Annotated in this window: 10 protein-coding genes; all 10 read right to left on the bottom strand. The window is 47.1% G+C overall.

The annotated features are described in order from the left end of the window. Positions 1 to 40: 40 nt before the first annotated feature. Positions 41 to 904: a transposase gene (locus tag PHU49_01400; GenBank protein MDD5242647.1), complete on the bottom strand. Its 864-nt coding sequence runs from the start codon at positions 902 to 904 to the stop codon at positions 41 to 43. A gap of 335 nt (positions 905 to 1,239) precedes the next feature. Then, positions 1,240 to 1,923 carry a SprT family zinc-dependent metalloprotease gene (locus PHU49_01395; GenBank protein ID MDD5242646.1) on the bottom strand — a complete coding sequence of 228 codons (684 nt, stop codon included), beginning with the start codon at positions 1,921 to 1,923 and terminating at the stop codon, positions 1,240 to 1,242. Between the two features lie 5 nt (positions 1,924 to 1,928). Beyond that, the gene (locus PHU49_01390; protein MDD5242645.1) at positions 1,929 to 5,114 is read right to left on the bottom strand and encodes a type I restriction endonuclease subunit R; all 3,186 of its coding nucleotides are present in this window, start codon (positions 5,112 to 5,114) and stop codon (positions 1,929 to 1,931) included. Beyond that, a complete protein-coding gene (locus PHU49_01385) occupies positions 5,111 to 6,127 on the bottom strand; it encodes a virulence RhuM family protein (protein MDD5242644.1) in 1,017 nt (338 codons plus the stop codon). Before PHU49_01385 ends, PHU49_01390 begins: the two co-directional genes overlap by 4 nt. Positions 6,128 to 6,245: 118 nt before the next feature. Then, positions 6,246 to 9,326, bottom strand: coding sequence for an AAA family ATPase (locus PHU49_01380; GenBank protein ID MDD5242643.1), 3,081 nt, complete (start codon positions 9,324 to 9,326; stop codon positions 6,246 to 6,248). Beyond that, positions 9,323 to 11,083, bottom strand: coding sequence for a hypothetical protein (locus tag PHU49_01375; GenBank protein MDD5242642.1), 1,761 nt, complete (start codon positions 11,081 to 11,083; stop codon positions 9,323 to 9,325). Before PHU49_01375 ends, PHU49_01380 begins: the two co-directional genes overlap by 4 nt. Continuing rightward, positions 11,083 to 12,372, bottom strand: coding sequence for a restriction endonuclease subunit S (locus tag PHU49_01370; GenBank protein MDD5242641.1), 1,290 nt, complete (start codon positions 12,370 to 12,372; stop codon positions 11,083 to 11,085). Before PHU49_01370 ends, PHU49_01375 begins: the two co-directional genes overlap by 1 nt. Continuing rightward, complete coding sequence (locus PHU49_01365; GenBank protein MDD5242640.1) at positions 12,369 to 15,080, bottom strand: type I restriction-modification system subunit M; 2,712 nt, start codon at positions 15,078 to 15,080, stop codon at positions 12,369 to 12,371. The genes PHU49_01370 and PHU49_01365 overlap by 4 nt, the downstream gene beginning before the upstream one ends. Before the next feature lie 300 nt (positions 15,081 to 15,380). Then, entirely contained in the window at positions 15,381 to 15,662 is a 282-nt protein-coding gene (locus PHU49_01360) for a hypothetical protein (protein MDD5242639.1), read from the bottom strand. Between the two features lie 623 nt (positions 15,663 to 16,285). After that, a complete protein-coding gene (locus PHU49_01355; protein ID MDD5242638.1) occupies positions 16,286 to 16,804 on the bottom strand; it encodes an ORF6N domain-containing protein in 519 nt (172 codons plus the stop codon). Between the last annotated feature and the right edge of the window lie 244 nt (positions 16,805 to 17,048).

The raw sequence follows: 17,048 nt of genomic DNA, 5'->3' as shown, positions 1-17,048 counted from the left end.
AGCCTTGGAGCCTTGAGCCTTGGGGTCAGGTCTTTTATTATCAGTTTTTATCGTTTTCATGATTCCGGATGACATTACTCACTGTTGTATAATGGATACCAAGAAAGTCGGCAACCTCCTTCAGGGTATATCCGTATTGGATGCAGGCATCATGGATAACGTTGTTTCGTTCCTGCTTCTGTTGTTGTATGTTGTCTGTAAAGAGGTGTTCTAAAGAAGGTCTGTCTGCAAACCGCTGCGACCGAGGGATTTCGTGTAACGCATCATACTTTCCAAGGATCCTTTTGCATCGTTCAATAAACTCCTTCTCCCCGAGAAAAATTTGTCCTTTTACATTCTTCCAGAGCGTAGTATCATGGATACCCTTCATCACAAAATCTTTGAATAACCTGTGGGCACGCCTTTTCTGATCACTGAACTGTCCGAGCACCCAGTCGGTTGTGAGATACTCTGGCTGCTTTTCCTTTCCTGTCATTGCGTTATAGCTGCTCCATCTCCAGAGATCAGGGGTTTCAACTATTTTTGCCCGTACGGGATTAAGGAGCACATACCTGCAGAGTTGAAGAAGATAGCTGTCCTTATCGACGATGATCGCATTGAATCTGCCCTGGAGAATATGCCCCGTTTTCTTGTACCGCCAGTTGTATTTCTGGGTATAGACGCCGTTGAGATGCTTCATGCCGCGGGAAAGGTTCCCTTCTGGGGTCTCGATCACCAGGTGGTAATGGTTGTCCATCAGACAGTAGCCATGGCATATCCAGTGATACCGTGTGACGGTTTTCCCCAGGAGATCAAGAAAATACATCCTGTCTATATCGTTCCTGAATATCTTCCGCTTGGCATTCCCGCGGGAGGTAACATGGTAAAGGGCGCCGGGGTATTCGATACGGAGGGGGCGTGCCATAGGGGTAGGATACCAAGAAAGATGTGGGAAAGCAAGACAAACTTATAATAAAAGACCTGACCCCATTGGTTTACTTGTGTTATCCAGAACGACAGGATGCATAAAGTTTGAAAATATAAAAACCGACAGCTATTGTCCCTATTTAAGCGGCAAACACTAAAGCCGAGAAAACATAACCCAGGTGCAGACCTTCTGATGTAAGATCGCCGGCGGCAGTCCCTCAACTACCAGACACCCTATGAGGTGTACCGTCAGGCCCTTCGTGGTGCACTTTGAAGTGGAATTCACCTGGCAACATATCAAGAGCGTCCCTTTTACCCCCCAGATGTGTTTACTCATATTGTTTGTTCCAACAATTGTCCGTGCTCCTTTAACCAGTTCTTTGCCTTCTCCATGGTAGGAGTTTGTACTCGCACGATATTCCAGAATCTGGGTGTATGGTTGGCTTCGATAAGGTGAGCAAGTTCATGGACGATAACGTAGTCGATGACAAACATCGGGGCTTTAATCAGCCGCCAGTTGAAATTGACATTGTTGTGCAGAGTGCAGGAACCCCAGCGGTAGCGGTTGTCAACGATCTTGACCCGGCCAACATCGACACCGAGGCCACGGGAGTGAACCTTCACTCGAGGAATAATCTTTTCTTTGGCCTTGCCGAAATACCATTCCCGCAAAGCCTCCTCTCGTTTCATCCCTTGTGTTCCCGGAACAAGGAATCGTTGCGTAAACTGTATCTCTGTTAAACCCTTTTTGACTATCTCGATGCGATACTGCCGGCCCAGATAAAACGCCGATTCACCGCTGACCAGTTCCTTCCCCGGTGCGTGGGGCAAATCCCTGTATTTCTGGGGATGGCCGATCTTTTTATAAATCCATTGACGCTTTGACTCGATTACCTGCCGAATCTTTTCGTCGGACATTTTCTCCGGCGCATGCACCACGACACTGCGATCTCGTTCCACCGTGATGGTCAGTTTACGCCGCTTGGCCGATCTTTGAATGGTGTATCCCAAGTCCATCCCAATCACTCCGCGTAGAGAATGATGTCATTTTTCTTATAGGCAATTTCCATTATCCGGGAGATGATGTGGGCGCGATTTTTTACAACTCCAGGAAGTTTGGAGAATTCAGGTGCAAGCAGTATATTTTGAAGCTCCGCTTTTAATTTGTTCCTGGCCGGTATGCTTTCCCAAAAACCGGTAAGCTTCAATTCCCGTTCTACAACCAGAAAGACCTTCTGCGTCAGGTCAACCAAGCAACTGACCCTATCTTCCTCGTTTATGCTATATACGCTCCGGGGCTCTGCGGCTAAAGATAGTTCTGGGGGAAATTCAACATCATCTTCCCCAAAGATTTCCCTCTTGAACATTCGGAATAAGGGCATCTGTTTTTTACGATGCAGACCATAGGTAGGCTCCTTACCGGCGTTAATGATGCGCACCCGTAGCTTTTCCAGTTCTTCGTAGATTTTGTTCCAATTGTCGCGAAACTCTTTAAAGATCATCGCCAATGCTTCAGCAAAAGAGGCTTGCAGGTCAGGGTCATCGTCCAGCTCAACATCGAGGTGATGGCGGATGGCATGTTCCACCTCTGCCGCCTTGGTCTTTGTACGGCTTCGTTTATCGACCTGTTTCTGAAAGTCAGCATCAAGGATGGAGATCGGCTCGATCTTCACATCAATCCCTTTTGACTCAAGATAGGTGTCGGTGATGCTGCGCAACTTGCTCGGGATACCTTTCATGCTCAAACTTTCATCTCGGAAATGTTTCCCTGCCAGCACATTAATCTCGGTAAGGGCCTTGTAATCATCCATATAGTCGAGGGCCTGCCGGGCCGGGAAGACCACGTTCAGACACTTGGTCACCTTCTTGAACGCCAGCATGTAATCGAATCGGAGGTCTTCATCATAAAACAGATCGAAGAATGCGTCGTGATCGGAGAGGTCAGTCAAACCATGCTTTTTGAGCAGGGCCATGATGGCCGCGTGGCTCGTTTTCAGCTCCTGCAATTCTTCCTCGGGGAAACTCAGGGTATCAAGTACTTCCTTTTGTTCACGCTCATCATAGTTGTCGATGGCCCTTTTCAGATGGTGGCCAACCCCCACATAATCAACGACGAATCCTTTATCCTTAGACTCGCCACCCACGCGATTCACACGGGCAATGGCCTGGAGGAGATTGTGGGCAATGATTACCTTATCAAGATACATCACTTGCTCCACTGGTGCGTCGAAGCCGGTAAGCAGCATGTTATTGACAATCAGAATACCCATGTCGCCGGTGACACCTTCCTCTTCACTGCCAAAGGCCATCTTAAAGCTCTTTATGCTGGTCTCATGCCTGGACTTATCAGAGTATGCCTTGAGGTGGGGCAGATCGTTGTGATCGCCGGAGATAATGACGTCAGTCTTCAACCTTCCCAGTTGGTCGAGGTCGAGCCTCTTCGGGTTGGTCTGTTCCAGGCCGGCAATTGCAGCCGCCATGGCAGCGTCGATGTGCTTTTTATAGCGCACCGCTGCTTCGCGGGACGTGGCTACCACCTGCGCTTTATAGCCATTGGGAAAGACATGCGTCAGGTAGTGGGTTACCATATCTTTGGCCTTGGCCTTGATAGTGGGTTCAGATTCCAGGTAGGCTTCGCGGGAACCGTAACCGAGAATATCCATACGCTGCTGAAGGTTGTAATCACTGAAAACATCCTCAAAGGCAGTATCCATGCCTGCCTGATCGGTCACTTCGGCATTGTGAGTACGGCCTTCATAGACAATCTCCAGGGTCACACCGTCATCGATGGACTGGCGCATGGTGTATTTATCGATGTAGTCGCCGAAAACACGTTCTGTCTTGTCGATGGGCGTACCGGTGTAGCCGATACGGGCGGCATTGGGGATACCTTTGTCAAGGTTAGCCCCGAGCATGGCGTATTGGGAACGATGTGCCTCGTCGGTCATCACCAATATATGAGGACTTGGGTTCAATTCCGGGAAGGTTTCGGTAAGATCGGCTTCGCGGAACTTGTGAATCATGGCCATCACCAGATCCGAGGAATCGGAGCGCAGGAGTTTCTTGAGCATCTTGATGCTGTCGGCCACCTTCACGGTAAAGCCGATGCTCTGACTGGTCTCTGTGAGTTGCCCTTCCAGTTGGGTACGGTCAGTCACAAAAACCACCTTCCAGTTCGAGAGTTGGGCATGTCGGTACATCTCGCGCACCATGAACATCATGGTCAGCGATTTGCCTGAACCCTGGGTGTGCCAGATGATGCCGCTGCGTTCGCGAGGATTCCTGCCTGTCTGAAGGCGCTTGACCGCCAGCTTTACAGCGCGGAACTGCTGGTAGCGCCCCACGATCTTGATGGTCTCGCCTTTGTCATTGGTTGAAAACAAGGTGAAGATACGAACAAGATCCAATAGATTGTCGCGGTCGAGCATCCCTGCAACCAGGCGCTGCTGGTCATTGGGGCTGCTTTCGCCATGGTCCAGATCATCCACCGTGCGGGGATAAGGATCGGCCCATCGGTAGAAGTACTTCTCGCTGTGAGTGGTGATGGTGCCAAACTTGGCCTCCTGGCGGCAGGTGGCAATCACAATCTGGTTGTAATAGAAAAGCGGTGCACTGCCTTCGCCCCTGACTCCGCGCTGTTCGCTGTAACGGAGCAACTGGTCAATAGCTTCAGGGATGGCGTCTTTGACCTTTGGTGATTTGCACTCGATCACCACCACCGGCAGGCCGTTGAGAAACAGCACAATGTCCGGTACGATGTGGTACTCGGTACCCAGTACGCGCACTTTGAGTTGACACACTGCGATAAAGCGGTTGTTCTCCCGGTGCGTAAAATCAACAAAACGAACAGTCGGGCTTTTCTCGCCGGTTTTGCGGTTTTCGCTCACGCTGGTGTTTTCCAGAAGCAGAGTGAAAACATGGCGGTTATTTTGAATCAATCCCGTACCGGGAAAACTCGCGGTGAGTTGCTTGACTACCTCTTCTACCTGATCGTCTTCAAGCCAGTCGTTGATGACTTTGAGCTGCTCCCGAAGCACCGGGAGCATCACCACTTCCGTAAAGCTCTGGCGGTAGGTGTCTCCGGGGTGTTGCTTGCCGTCGAGGTCGATGATCTGCCAACCCAGCCCATCAAGTTGATCGAGGAGGGGTTTCTCCACGTGGTTCCGTTCATCGAGTTTGATGTGCGGGGGTGTTTTGTCCTGGGTCATTTCTTTCCCTCAATCCTCTTTATATCTCGGTCAAAATCAGATATATATTCGGCGTCCTGTCGCTTCCGATAGACATCGTATTGTTGTTCGGCTTTAAGCCTGGCCTCCAATGCGCTAACCTTACCGCTATCTTCGAGGATAGGGTAATTGGACAGCTCCAGAAAGCTGTTGAGGAATTCGATCCAGTCCTCCATTTTCATGAGAATCTGCCTCTCAGCACGGTTCTCGGCCAGATCCAGATAGGCAGATACAATACGGTTCAATTCTTTGATATGGTGCTCGCTCAGATAGTTCTTCGCGGTGGTCACATCAGATTTCAATATCTTTCCCCCCGGCGCATATCTCCAGTTCGTAAGCCCCATATAAATCTTAGTCGCGTCTGCGGAACTGTAAATGATTTCAGCGGCAGTTTTCCCGGTAATCGCCCAGTGGAGCTTGTTCTGCACTGTGGCAAAAAACTCCTTTGTCAGGGGGGCATCTTTGTTGTAATCCGCCGACAGCGCATAGATGTCGGTTATTTTCTGGTAGAACCGCCGCTCGCTCGCCCGGATTTCCCGTATGCGCTCCAGCAATTCGTCAAAATAATCTTTGCCGAAAACTCTATTGCCCTGTTTGAGTCTTTCGTCATCCAGAACAAAACCCTTGATGATGAATTCCTTCAACGTCCGGGTTGCCCAGATACGGAACTGTGTTGCCTGAAAACTGTTTATACGATAGCCCACCGCTATGATGGCATCAAGATTGTAGTATCTGGTGCTGTAGCTTTTGCCGTCGGCGGCAGTTGTTTCCAAAATGGAAATAACTGAATCTTCAAGCAACTCCCCGGATTCGAAGATGTTTTTCAAATGTTTGTTGATAGCCGGGACCTGCACGCCAAAAAGCTCGGACAATGCCTTCTGCGTCAACCAGACGGTTTCGTCGTGCAAGCGCACTTCCAGCCGGGTCTGTCCGTCCTCGGTCTGGTAGAAAATGATCTCGGCAGATTCGGGTGCTGTGGGAAGGTTTGTATTCATGCACATGCCTCCAATTCCGCATGGTTGTTAGCCAACCAGGGATGAGAAAGAAGTATATCGACGGGGTTACGTTCGTCAAGTTTGATATGCTGTGGTGTTTTGTCGAGACTCATGTTATTTATTTTTCTCGCCCAAGATTATACCTTCGAAAATCTTTCTCGCCTAAAAAATCAAATTTCCGCTCAAACAGCGTGGCAAGCTTATCATTTGCAGTAGCGAAATAAATCTGCCTCTGGTTCGTTAACACCAGATCGCGCAAGTAGTCAAGAAAGGACAAACAGTTCAAATCATCTATATGAGCAATCGGATCGTCGATTAAAATCACTGGCGGCGCTTGTTTCCCGAGTTGAGCATTCTGCGAGAGAAAGATTGACAGTGCAAATGCAGTTCTTTGTCCCGTACTGATTTGACTAAGGCTTGACTCCTTGCCATCTTTACGGATCAGCGATGTCCAATCCGAGCCAATCCCCTTGAATTCCGCTGGTGAATGAATTCGAGAGAAGACTGTCTCTATACCCGCACGATTTTCCTGGAGTGCCGACTTCATTGCAGATTCTAAAGAATCGTTCTTTATCATATTGTTGAGAACGACAAAAGAATCGTTCAATTTCTTTTGTCGTTCGTCTAACTTAAACAACTTCTGCTCAAGTTGTTTTTTCCTTTTTTCGCTATCAGCAAGATTGACATCCGCCTGTTTTTCTCTGTCAAGAGCCGTTTGTAATTTTGCGGCAAGCTGACGGATCACCTCCACCTCTACGAGTAACTCTGCAAGTGGCTTTTTATCGGACCACGGAAATGTAGACGCAAACATAGAAAGACTTTTTTTGAGAGGCTCTGTAGAGGCTAATCTTTCTTTTAGTTGCGATAATTCTTCAAACGCATCTGTAGTGGTTGCGATTGAGCTTAGCGTCAAGATAACCTTTTCCTGCAACGTATGAATATTACAATTATCATCCTCAAGGGTTTGCAACAGCGTTGCCATGTTCTGCTTTATCACGGATTGTAATTGACTTGACGCTTCACGTGTGAATTCCGCAAGAGGATAACCAATATCTCGTAAACGCATGGAAACTTCCTCCATAATCTCAACCGATACCCCTTGTGATGCAAGAGATTCGAGATCACGAGAAAGTTTTTTAAGCTGCGAGTTGGACGTTGCAAGAGTTTGTTTAGCTTTTTCTACTGCAAATAGCACCTCACGAACCGTAATATTTTGCGCTAGCCCTGTATTTTCACAATAATTCATCAGCCAAGTTATAACTGACTCGACAGCAACTGCCTTGCGTACTGCCTCCTCTTGCTCTTTCATCTGTGAAAGAAATGACTGTCCAAGTGTTTCGAGATGCTGGTCAACACCAACCGTCATATGTTTTGAAAGTTCGCCAACCTTAAATTGAGTATGACAAAGTGGGCATTCATCAGCCTTCGGACTGATCTTTAATAGTTTGTCCGCAATCTGTCGAAGTTCCTGAGCAAGACCAAGATGACGATCCTGTGCTTCGCTAAACTTCTTATAGCCACTCTTTTGCTTAATTAAAAGATTTTCTGCTTCAGACCGCGTTTGTAAAATTGCCCGATGATATTTGGCTAACGAATTGTCGCGATCTTCAACTGCAATCAGATCAATGTTAATATCATCTAATCCAGTTAGCCATCCGGTATGGCTTGAAATTATTTTCTGTAGCTTGCTTTGCTCCTCTACAAGGCTGGCGACGCCGGTCTCTATCAGTCTATCTGCCTGCTGCAGCATCGCCAAGGTTTCTCGGTCTCGCTTTATCAATTCATTTAAATGCTTTTGATTTCTTCTCAATTCTTCTAAATGAGAAATGTCAGGCTCAACTATTTTGATAATGGACTTCGCATCATGACAGTATTTAGCCAGTCCATTAAGCGTCACTGGTGACTCCAGCCACTTGAGCGCGATTGCTTGCTGTGCCACTGTCACCATTTCAGCGAGCGGCTCAGCAAGAGTGCTAGAAAATGTCGTTTTATCGCTTTTAATAACAGGCCAGCCAATTCTACGCATAATGTCATCTAAACGAATGCGGAATGAATCGGATTCGTGCTTAATTTTGCCGTTGAATTCGATCTGTTTTTCTAAAGTAGTAATTTCTCCTTCAATTGACTGTTTTTGTTGCTTAAGGCCCCGCAGCTCTATAAAAAGAGCATCACTCACTCGTTTTATATTGTCCCATGTTTTAGCAGCGTCAGAACCCACCAATAGTTTAGAGAGATCATCTTCTAAACAAGAGGTTAACTCTGTAAGGCTCACAGTTGCGTCAGTATCGAGGAAGTTGAACCGTGCAAAACTTTGATAAAGATTGTTTGTCTTAATTTCAGTTTGGCCATACCAGAGTAAATTAAAGTTACGGAATTTCGATGCAATTCGATTATCAGTGGCTTGCTCAATCTGGCCATCTACTAGCTCTACACTCAGCTTATAAGGGATGGGGGAATTCGCATTCCTTTTGTTTCGACCGCAATAAAACAACTCTATTGCTTCCAAAAGAGATGTTTTCCCTGATCCATTAGGACCAAAAATAAGATTTACTGTGCCAAAATCAAACCTTCTTTGCTGTGGAAAATCGAGATAATTTATCAATTCTAATGATTTGATAAATGGTGTCGTTTTGATTTTGAGTTTCTGCGATATTGGTTGCAATCTCTTCTTTGTCTCAGATATAGATGATTCGATCAACTTTATTCGAGCGGGCATATTATCATCACTTAAAATCGCCCTATCAATACCCGCATTGACAAGACGGTCAACCCAAATTGAATAAATACTGGTGTGTGGTGCTGTATCAGGAGCTACTACCGCCAACGGTGAAAGTATTGAGTCAACTTCCTCTTCCGTAATTACAAATTTACGAGCATAGCTTCGATCACGCTCAATCAATTCTTTGGCTTGCCGCACTTCGTTTTTTGTTAGCAATTCTTGGTTAGTAATAAAATAAAGGTAGTTACTCCATTGAAGACTCGGCCGACCTTCAAAATAATATCGTCCGATAATACGATCCTGATACTTGCTCAATTTCTCTTCTGTTCCAGGTAAGTCCTTTGTGAAGTCGAGGTAATAGACAGCATAAGGTTTTTGATGCGCCCTTTTCGTGAATCGGATGATCGAATCTTCCACTTGCTGCATATCGGGGTACTGAGCTGCAAAGCGCTCTTTCATCTCAATAAAATTTAAGCTCATTCTTCCCTCCCTATATCAAAGGGGGATCTGTCACGGGTTTGATCTATCTTGACGTATCGATGATGTTTATATGGAACAATGGTACCCGTTTGATCACGATACCAAACATGGAGCCGCTGCTGCGCAGCCAAACTTTGATCTGCATCCGATGATGACTTATGCAGATAATCCGCCATATGCTTTTCTGTGGCCTCTACATGTGTGAGACTACATTCCTCACCCATGTAGATTACAGTTGCACGTTTTCCGCTAGTAGATTCTATATTCTGTTGAGGAAAATTAGGTGACCACTTAAATCTAAAACCAGACTTAAGATCTGAAAGCGCTGGTGGCAATTCCTCGTTTTTAATTATCTCCCATAAATGGGAACAACGCTTCAGCCTCGCTATTCTAAATCTTCTAGCTTGTTCGTGTGTATCCTGAGCAAAGGTGACTCTTCGAATGATTTCTGATGACTCAATCACGCAAGAGTCCAAAAGATGAACTTTATGCCAGTCCTCATTCCAGTCCTCGTTATCTTTGATTTCACCAGCGCATAATGCAAGGATACGTTCCGCTTCCAGCGGATTTACATCTGCTATTCGTTTAATCTCTCCCTGCGCGTTACCGCTTTCTGTAACCACACCAGAAAAACCGTCATCAGCAGTGGTTTTCTCGACCCAACTACCGGTCTCATCGTCCCAGTTGCATATTTTAGTTAGCAGTGGACCACGTCTTCTTGAAACAGGCCCCGCAACTGCGATATGTGCTACCTTTGTCGCGACAAATAAGAAGGCAGCAGGTTTATAGTTAAAGAATAGCGTGTGAGATCGGTACGGCTGAAGCCACGTATAATAAAAACCCTTCTTGTGGTTGTTGCAAATCGTGGTATCTCTGTTGTCAAACTCTCGTGCTTTCAAATACCATGCTGATCCTGCGATATTCTTCCAACATCTCTCATGACCGTCAATATACATCCTCACATCTTCTGACCAATTCAAACATAGCACTTCGGTCGCATCACCATCATAGTGTAAGAGTCGCTCTCTGCACCCGAGAAACCATTCATTGCGCGGATTTTGGTTCAATTGTATGTGCAGTATTAGGGCGCGATCGTGAATGGCTTCAGCTACGTCGTCTGTTAATGCAAAGGCATCGGCACAGATTAGAGATACAAGCTTCAGATGTTGCCCATGGCCTCCAAATTGGTAAATGCGAGTGCCGGACAACATCCCATTAATTTCGAAATGGTCCTGATCGCCCATTGCATGCGTCTTGAATTGAATTAGCAATACAGTCTTTGCTTCGCCATCGCCCGTGGCTGGCGGCGTAACGAAAACGTAGGCAAGAGGGCTGAGAAATCTTGTTGAAGTCGCATCAAGAGGTTCATAGATTACCTTAGCGAATGGCGCAAGAATAGCCTTGAGTGATTCGAGTTCGTTAATTTTTATGCTTTCACAACCTAATGCCCATAATTTCCCTTGAACAGGCCCTCTGCAGTCCGATAACACCTGTTTAAGAACTTCCCATGGCATCGAATATTCAGGTGTTATTACAACATCGGCTTGTGTTTCTTTTGCATATGTTAGGAAGACATCAAACTGCCGGGCTGCAAGAGCTTGGTCTCGACTTCGAACACCTTCAGCGCTCGCCTCAATATCACCCTTCGGTTGTAGTGCAAACACAGTGTAATTGTCCGCGTTCGGGATCAATGCATTTAATGTCGGCGCCCCGAGGCTATTTTCAAATAGGATATCAGCTACCGGCTTGATTTCCATTAGCTAACACCTTTCTTTTTGTCGTTCACATCAACCGAACTCAGCAAAGCTGTGACGCGTTTCTTGCCCCTGAGCAAATCTTGCATTAGGCCGGTTTTGAGGGAAAGAAGTTTAGCTAGCTGCTGCTCCAATTCATCCAAGAACGTATATAGCGAACTTATGGTGCATGCAATTGCCTCCTGCTCTGCAATAGGTGGGATTGGTAGCTGTAATGACATCAGGTTTGTGAGGTTCACTCGATCGCGTGTCATTCCCTGAGCAAGTGCAAACAACCCCTGCCGCCAACGCGGAAAGTTAAATAGGTGAACTGCAAACGGGTGAATGTACCTTTCCCGGTTGCAGCGGATTCTGAAAACATCAGCCTTGACTATAGCTTCGTGGACATAGTCGGTGTAGATGCATGCTCTTCCAAAAGGGTGCCTTTCGTCACCAAGTGATGCAATAAGTAGATCCTTGGGTTGAACGGAGTGTCTGGATAAATACCTCCCATGTTCACTGGATACCCACGCTTTGTCTTGGTCCAAGAACTTCCCATTGCCGATATTTCCCAACCGAATGACTCTCACTCCGGGCTCAGCTACGTAGTGGTCGGATTTCAGATTAGAACCGAATGGGCCATCCACAGCGGACTCGAGGGTACGCCCAAACTCATCCACCCCCCACTCTACCGGAATCCTGCCCAAGGGGGAGTTTTTGAATTTGTGGGTTTTTTCGGAGCGGAGGTTGCCGTGTTCATCAATACCACGAGTGAGGAGATCCTGCAACAAACCGGTTTTAATACGCTGTTGCTTGGCAATCAACGCCTCGGTCTGCTCAATCGCCCGGTCCACAGTCGATAGAATTTCGGCAATTTTCGCCTGCTCAGACTTTTCAAATTGATAAATTTCAAGCTTACCTAAAACTTCTTTATCTACATGGGGAATGCCCGAGCCCGAAGTCTGCCCCTTGAGATATAATTCCCAGTTCTTAACCGCGTAAAAAAAGTATTCCTTGTCGAAAGCATCATCATGGCTAATCCGACTCATTGTAGAGGCAAGAATACCTTTTCGCGCTCTGAAGAACTCTCCTGCATTTGAACCATCCCATAGAAGAATTGTGTCATCGTCAGAGACCCGAACGGCGTTTGCGCTTGGTTTAACGGGCTGTGCTGGTGCCCTCCCCCTAAGATATTCTGGCGTGAGATACAGTTCCGCATCGGACCCAAAATAAGGCTGTTGGGCAGGAGGTTTACCTTTTTCAAGGGTAACAACGTCCCGAAGTTTCTGAACCTCGTGTATCGTCACGCTCATTTCAAATACCCCAACCCTCTCAAAAATCCATCCAGCGTCTTCAGGGTCTCACTTCGTTCTGATTCCAGTTCCCGACTCGACACCGCGTACTTGTCCCAGAGATTCTCCACCACGGCAATGAGCCCACGCTTTTCGGTATTCAGATAGCGGTTCAGTTCACTGCTCGCGAGGTCGTAAAGCTTTTTCAGGATAAGTCGACGAGCCTCTTCCTCGGTCAGTTGGCCGCCGATGGCAATGAGGATAGCGTCGGTCTTGGTGAGTCGCACTTCGAGGGCGACTTTGTCCTTGTTAAGGGCAGCGGCTCTCCTTTTATTGTTCTTGTTGTTTTTATTCTCATCATGATCATTATGGTCATCGTGCTCATTATCAATGTTCGCCAGTTGGGCATCCACCTGACGGATCAGATCCTGGCTTTCAGCCTTGAACTCGTCGCCTCCCAAGCGTTTAAGCTGGAGCTTGAGTTCCAGTTCATCGGTCTTGGTCTTCAGTGCCACCTTGCTTTCTTTAATGCGCTTTTCAATGCCTGCGATTATCTTTTCCTGTGCCTGTAACGTTGCAAGTTCTTTCATGGCGGAGTCGCCCGTACTGCCCTTGAGGTCGTCTATTAAATCCTTGAGGATCTTTTTTATTACGACTGCCGTGACGGTTTCATCTTCTTCCGGTTCATAGGCAGCTACTTCCTGCGCCGTTTCTACAGCCTCGGTCAACTCACTTATGTACTCGCTGATCTGCGTTTCCAGCATTTCAATCTCGTCGGCCTCGGTCTGAAAGTATTTGGCAATGAGGTATTCGTCAGGAATCAGCGCATGGTGCCAACCTGTAGAGATAATGGTCTTCAGGTCATATCGTATTTGCTGCCACCAGTTCACAAATACCCCGGCGCTCTTGAACTCATCGAGTACACTCAAGGGGATGAGTTTGTCTTTCAGCGTGGTCAGCAGTTCGTGGCGCACCTCCGGCATCTTCTTTCCATCGCATAGGCCGGCAAAGTCATCGCGGGCCACAGCCCACCAGGCTTCCAGAGTATCGTGGTGTACTGCGAGTGTTTGCCGGAGTGCGGGGTCGGCTTCGAGTGTGATCTTAATAGTTTGCTTTGCCTCGATCGGCTTACGGAAAAGAAGGTAGCCCGGACGTTCCCGCTCGAATAAGGTATCGGCTTGTAGCCCAAAGCGGGCGAAATGGGCAGCACGGGCAGTGACCTCAGCATCGGGGATACCGCCGATCAGGTGCGCCTGAACATCTTCCGGTTCGGGCTCGGGCGTGTTATCCACATAGCGGCGGATATTGAGGTTATAGTCGTGGTTCTCTACGATTTCGGTTTTGTCTACCAGTCTGCTGTATTTTGGAATCTCAAGCTTGTGGGTAAAGACGAAATCGATCTTTTCTATGTCCTCAGGGCGAAGCTTGTTCTGGGCCTTGCCTTCGGCGTATTCGCGGTCGGCATTGATAAAAAGCACCTTGTCCTTGAGGGCTTCGGGCTTGTTCTTGTTGGCCACAATCACGCAGGCGGGGATGCCGGTGCCGTAAAACAGGCCCGGCGGCAGGCTGATGATGGCCTCAATCACGTCATCGTTGATAAATATCTCGCGAACCAGCTTTTCCTTGCCGCCGCGAAACAGCACGCCGTGGGGCATGATGGTAGCCATGTGCCCCCGTGGCTTGAGACTGGCCAGCATGTGCTGAACAAACATAAGGTCAGCCTTCTTACCGGTCTCGGGGCACCATTCGCGAAAACGGCTGGTGAATTTCATATTAGCCCGACTGTAGTTTTGGGAGAAAGGAGGATTTGCCAGCACGCGGTCAAACCTGCGCACCTGGCCGTTTTCCAGAATCAGCGGGTCTTCCAGGGTGTCGCCGTTTTCAATGGTGAAGCGGGTGATATTGTGGAGGATCATGTTCATGTTGCAGATAGACCAGACGGTGCCGTTGGAGTCCTGGCCGTAGAGAGCGAGGTCGTTCGGGTCCTGACCCTGTTCCTCCACATACTGGTGGGACTGGATAAGGAAACCGCCCGAACCGACGGTGGGGTCATAAATCTCGTTGCCCGCCTCCGGTTTGGTCAATTGCACCAGGAGACGCACAACTTCAGCAGGCGTGTAGAACTCGCCGCCTTTCTTGCCCGCGCTGTCGGCAAAAAACTTGATCAGATACTCGTAAGCCGCACCCAGCAGGTCCGGGAATTCGAAATTGTCATTAACCAAAACAAACTGAGGCTGGTTGAAATGGTCCAGCAGGTCTTTCCACTTCTGGTCGGGGATTTTGGTCTTGCCTTTGACGGCATTGAAGTCGATGTTGTTTTTCAGCACCCCGGCAAGGGCGTCGTTTTCCTCTTCGACTGCGGCAATGGCCTTGTTGAGCATGTTGCCGATGTCGTACTTGAGGTCCTTTAACGCCGGGACCAGGTCACCGTTCTCGTCGGTCCATGCCTCATGCCAGCGGGCGCGTACCGGGACGAAAAAGGTTTCGCCGTAGGAGGTTTTGTCTTCCAGCAATTCCTTGATGAGATCAGGCTGATCCCTCAAATGGGCAAAATCTTTCTTGCGCAACTGCTCACGCTTGCGGTCGAACTCATCTGAGAGGCGCTTGAGGAAAAGCATACCAAAGATGAATTCTTTGAACTCCGAGGCATCCATCTTGCCGCGCAGAATATCGGCAGCCTTGAACAGAAAAGATTCAAGCTGTGCGAGAGTAATTTTTTCAGTGGTCAATATCTATTCCCTGTCAAGCCTTTTATCGTCAGTTTTGGAATTATTTTCTGCTTCAAGGAAGCTTTCCCCCATCCCCTAATAACCCCAATGCTGTATACTGCCATTCTACCCAACTGATAGGAAAAATACAAATCTTTTAAAACTATCGGTCATTGCTTAACATGCAATACTTCTTGCTATCTACAATCTTGAGATCACAAATTGTGACCTCAATAAAAAAACACTTTTGGAGAGATGCTCTTAAGAAGCAAGAAATGCAAGACTATTCATTGGACGTTTCAAATAGGGCTTCACTACCCCTTAAGCTTCTACCTTTTCCTCGTTGATAGTAATACGGCCCTTTTCAAGATGAATTGCGAGATTAAGTCCCATACTTTTACCTGCGCGCGTACTTCGTTTATATGAGTTGAGTTTACGTATACACTCATCTATCGCGAGGTTAAGCTTGAGAGCTTCCTCAAAAGTTACCTGTACGTTAAGAATTTTGGTATCGCTGGTTAGCCCTCTGCCACGTTCCGGACTGGTACTGGCAAAAGCACAGGTACCAAAGGCAAATTGCTTAATAGGTGGTTTATTGGACATAACATCCTCCCCATTTTAAGATAGATTAACGGAATTTGTGGTTCATGTATTTTATCATCATTTTTTCAGTTATTTTCTGCTGCAAGAATTGTCCCCCATATTTATAACTACCGTTCAACGTTCAATGTTCTACGTTCAAACGCAAAAAACATAAGGAACTCAATAAACACAAGAAACTGTATTACTGGAAACCCCACCACATAAACCAGCTCATGGCTCATAGTTCATGGCTGATAACTGCTGCAAGAGCATAAGGCATAGGAAGAACTGCTTGGCCCCAGTCTTAACCTCAGCCTGCCCGTTGCTTACGCTGAACCCTTTAAAACCATTCTATCCCTATGAAATCAAAAATACAAATTATTTTTTCAGCTTATAGCTATCAGCCGTCAGCGATCAGCAATGATCACAAGCTATTATACCAGGCAGGACTGACAACAGGGTGTCAGAGGCATAGCTGAGAGCGGAGAGCTGAGGGCGAAATAAGTAAAATTATAGTAGGCAGTATGGAGTAAGCACGGAAATCTTTTACTGCATACTGCATAGTCTCTGCTCTCTTCTGTCTTTGCTGAAGTTCATAGCGAGGAACGAAATCTGTTCAACGTTCAAGGTTTAGACTAAAGGAACTATTCGTCCCTCAGAAATCCGATACGCCTTTTTTTCTTCGGTTCCGGTGGGATCATCAATTGTCGTATTGCTTCAAAAACAACTCTGAATTGGGTATCATACTTCTTTTCAAGTTCATCAAGCCGCCTGGCAAGATCTTTGTGTGAGGCTATCATCTTTCTTAGCTTTACGAATGTCCTCATGATCTGAATGTTTACTTCAATGGCCCTGTCGCTGTTTAATACGGTAGAGAGCATAGCAACACCCTGTTCCGTAAAAACATAAGGCAGGTACTTACGATGCCGGCCCCGTCCTTTTTTTAAGGTCGCATTTTGCGACCTTAAAGATTCAGCTTCTTCGCCGGATAGTTGAAACATGAAATCCTGAGGAAACCTTTTTTCGTTTCTTCGGACCTGTTCATTCAGTCTTTTGGTAGGCACTTCGTAAAGCTCTGCCAGATCCTCATCCAGCATGACCTTGTGACCGCGAATGAAATAGATCTTTCTTTCGATCACTTCGACAGGAATAAGCGCTTCCATGTTGTCCCCCCCCATTTTGATATCACAAAACGTGATCTCAAATTATATAGACTGCTTTTCTCCCCAATTACGCATCCCCCGTTCTTGGATGAAACCATTCTATCCCTATGAAATGAAAAATACAAATAATTTTTTCAGCTAACGGCGGAAGCAACAACTGTTCAATGTTCTATGCCTGTCCTCCGGTGCAGTGGCGGAGGGTTCAAGGTTCAAAGTTAGAACCGGAGAAACTAAAGGAGCGAGG

The sequence above is a fragment of the Syntrophorhabdaceae bacterium genome (assembly GCA_028713955.1).
Classification (GTDB): Bacteria; Desulfobacterota; Syntrophorhabdia; order Syntrophorhabdales; family Syntrophorhabdaceae; genus UBA5609.
This window is presented reverse-complemented; position numbering and strand designations above follow the sequence as displayed.